Consider the following 3,704-nt stretch of genomic DNA (forward strand, 5'->3'; position numbering starts at 1 on the left):
ACAGCAGACTTTAGCCATCGCCCGCGCAATTAAAAACCGCCCATGGGAAGGGAATGCACTGGGGAATTTGGGAATCGCTTACAACTCTCTGGGCAACCATATTAAAGCCATTGAGTATTTACAGCAGAGATTAGCCATCGCCCGCGCAATTAAAGACCGCCGAGGGGAAGGGGTGGCACTGGCGCATTTGGGAATCGCTTACAACTCTTTGGAGAACTACGCTAAAGCCATTGAGTATGCACAGCTCAGTTTAGCCATGGCTCGCGAAATTAACGACCGCAAAGCCGAAGTGAGTGCACTGGTGAATTTGGGAATGGCTTACCGCTTGCTAGGCAACTATGCTAAAGCCATTGAGTATTCACAGCTCAGTTTAGCCATCGCCCGTTCCATTAAAGACCGCAAAGGGGAAGTGCATGCACTGGGGAATTTGGGAATCGTTTACGAGTTTCTGGGCAACTATGCTAAAGCCATTGAGTATACACAGCAAAGTTTAGCCATGGCTCGCGAAATTAAGGATCGCAAAGGGGAAGGTGCAGCACTGGCGAATTTGGGAATCACTTACCGCTTGCTAGGCAACTCGGCCAAAGCCATTGAGTATGCACAGCTCAGTTTAGCCATCGCTCGCGAAATTAACGACCGCAAAGGGGAAGGTATAGTGCTGGCGAGTTTGGGAAACGCTTACAACTCTCTGGGCAACTACGCTAAAGGCATTGAGTATTTACAGCAAAATTTAGCCATCGCCCGCGAATTTAACAACCGCAAAGGGGAAGGGAGTGCACTGGGGAATTTGGGAAGCACTTACCGCTTGCTAGGCAATTCTGCCAAAGCCATTGAGTATGCACAGCTCAGTTTAGCCATCTTCCGCGAAATTAAGGACCGCCAACAGGAAGGTATAGCGCTCGACAACCTCGCAGAAGCGTTCTTAAAAGCTGGCAACCCAACAGAAGCTGAAAAAATGCTCGTCAATGCCATTCAAGTTTGGGAATCGATGCGTCAAATGCTCGGCTCTAACGACGCAAATAAAATCTCCATCTTTGAAAGACAAGCTCGCACCTATCGGACTTTACAACAAGTCCGGGTGGCTCAGAATAACCCCAATGCCGCTTTAGAAATTGCCGAACGGGGACGTGCCCGTGCCTTTGTCGATCTCCTGACACAGCGCTTATCAACTGGTGATGCCAGTTCGGTCATCGCCTCTGCTCCCACCCAGGATCAAATCCAACAAATCGCCAAAGCACAGAATGCCACTTTGGTGCAGTATTCCATCATCTACGACGACTTTCAGATTGAGGGCAAAGAAGTAGGGCGAGAATCCGCGCTCTACATTTGGGTGATTCAACCGACGGGCGAAATCACCTTCCGCGAAGTAGACCTCAAACCCCTGTGGCAAAAACACAACGCCTCTCTAGCCAGCTTAATCGTTGGCAATCAAGAATTTCTCGCTGTTCGCAGTCGCAGCAGTCTTGGCTCTACCCAACCCCAACCCGACTTACCGACACTGCATCAACTGCTGATTGACCCTATTGCCAGCCTGCTACCAAAAGATCCCAATGCCCGCGTCATTTTCATTCCTCAACGATCGCTTTTCCAGGTGCCTTTTCCCGCCCTGCAAGATGAAGGCGGTACTTACTTGATCGAAAAACACACCATTCTGACCGCCCCCTCGATTCAAGTATTGGATTTGACTCGACAACAGAAGTTAGCACAGAAGCAACCTAACAGCGGCAGGGCTCTAGTCTTGGGCAATCCCACGATGCCAAGTGTGTCTCTTTCTCTGGGAGAACCCAAACAGCAATTGTCTCCTCTACCTGGGGCCGAAGCTGAAGCTAGAGCGATCGCCCCTCTTCTCAATACTCAAGCCATCACAGGCGCACAAGGTACAAAAGCCCAGATCGTTCAAAAAATGCCCCAAGCATCGACTATTCACTTGGCAACCCACGGATTGCTGGATGATGTGCGCGGATTGGGAAGTGCGATCGCCCTGGCTCCTTCTGGTAGCGATGACGGCTTATTGACCGCAGAAGAGATTTTTGACATGAAACTGCAAGCAAATTTAGTCGTTTTGAGTGCTTGCAACACTGGAGAAGGCCGAATTACCGGGGATGGAGTAATTGGTTTGTCGCGCGCTTTGATTTCGGCAGGAGTGCCGAGTGTAATTGTTTCTTTATGGGCGGTTCCCGATGCGCCGACATCGGAATTGATGCAGGCATTTTATCAAAACTTGCAAAATAATCCCGACAAAGCACAGGCATTGCGGCAAGCAATGTTAACCACGATGAAAACTCATCCCCAGCCGCGAAATTGGGCAGCATTTACTTTGATTGGGGAGGCAGAGTAAGTTTTTATTAATAGCGAATTGGCTCAATGTTTTTTTCCTAAATTTTATCCTAAATTATATCAATTCCGGTTGTACCGGAATCATAGAGCAGACGGCAGTGCGGTTTCCCTACCCAAAATAACATTCTAGGGAAACCGCACTGCCGTCTCCTTTTCGGATACTAATAATTCCCATGCAATCGGAAACGAGCTTTATTCTTTAGTCGGCGCAGGCCGACTTTGTTTGTGTAGACGGGGTTTCAACCGCCGAGTTATCTCAATCTCAAAACTGATGGAAGTGAACGATCTACTCTACATATTCACCTACATTGCACTTTCCCGCAATCTCTTTTGCACCCCGTACTTCATCAAGTCTGTGGGTAGAACGAATGATTTCCCCATCTGGGTTGCTTAAGATTTAAGTCAAGTGTTAAGAGGATTTTTTTATGGCTTTACAACCCGCTCCGTCAGAATCTCGACTATTAATTGGCGACAATACATCCGAAGTTGTTACTTTGTCGATCGCAGATGCAACTAATTTTCCTTTGGGAGTTTGGATGCTTGGAGGTGACGATGTAGTCACTGGCTCAACAGCTAATGATTTGGTTTATGGCAATGATGGAGAAGATTTTATCAGCGGGGATTTGGGCAACGATTCTTTATTCGGAGGCAAAAGTAAAGACTTCCTGACTGGAGAAGAGGGAAATGACTCTCTCAGTGGCGGTCAAGATGCAGATTTTGTAATAGGTGATCCAGGAAACGATATTCTCTTGGGCGGCAGAGGCAATGATTTGTTAATCAGCGGTAGCGGAAATGACACTCTGGTGGGAGGTTTGGGTCAGGATATTTTAACAGGTTTGGATGATAATTATTCAATCAAAATCGGGGGCAGTAACTTGTACGTCATCCAAGCAGAACCCGGAGTTACAGATGTCAATAATGCCGATTTTGTTCTAGGTTTCAGAGTTGGCGTCGATCGAATTGGATTGGCAGGTGGTTTGAATGCTACTGATGTAGACTTGCAATACGTGACAAACATCACAGTTTTATTGGACTTTGATGCACCAGAAATTTTCAACCTATTGACCCCGCTCGGTACATTAGATGCTCAACCGGTACAGACTCAAGGCACTCTAATTAAAGTTAGGAATTCCGGCGAGATAGTAGGCTTTGTGGAAAATGCAAGAGTGGCAGATCTTCAAGGTAGTCTTATCTCTGCTCCGGGATTTTGATCGCTTTTTACAGCTTCGTAGCGAGGAATAAATTCCTCATCAATGGCTCTTGAAAACTTCAGTGCCTAAAAGCGACATTGGGAGCGTGTCACTTTTGTGATGAGTAAAAATACTTAAGCAGCTTTTCGTGATTTACCAATTAAGCCGTTTAAGTAA

The 3,704-nt window shown here is 47.1% G+C and carries 2 protein-coding genes; both read left to right on the forward strand.

The genetic code is table 11. From position 1 onward, the window contains the following. The coding region (locus tag QUA77_RS19830; protein ID WP_333451993.1) for a CHAT domain-containing tetratricopeptide repeat protein at positions 1 to 2,338 on the forward strand (2,338 nt) is incomplete at its 5' end. Between the two features lie 424 nt (positions 2,339 to 2,762). Then, positions 2,763 to 3,548 carry a calcium-binding protein gene (locus QUA77_RS19835; protein ID WP_333451995.1) on the forward strand — a complete coding sequence of 262 codons (786 nt, stop codon included), beginning with the start codon at positions 2,763 to 2,765 and terminating at the stop codon, positions 3,546 to 3,548. Positions 3,549 to 3,704: the final 156 nt, after the last annotated feature.

Origin of the sequence: Microcoleus sp. K5-D4 (assembly GCF_036704575.1) — a bacterium.
Lineage (GTDB): Bacteria > Cyanobacteriota > Cyanobacteriia > Cyanobacteriales > Microcoleaceae > Microcoleus.

Coding starts and splice junctions, on each gene's coding strand:
- QUA77_RS19835 (WP_333451995.1), top strand. CDS start 2,763: ATGGCTTTACAACCCGCTCCGTCAGAATCTCGACTATTAATTGGCGAC.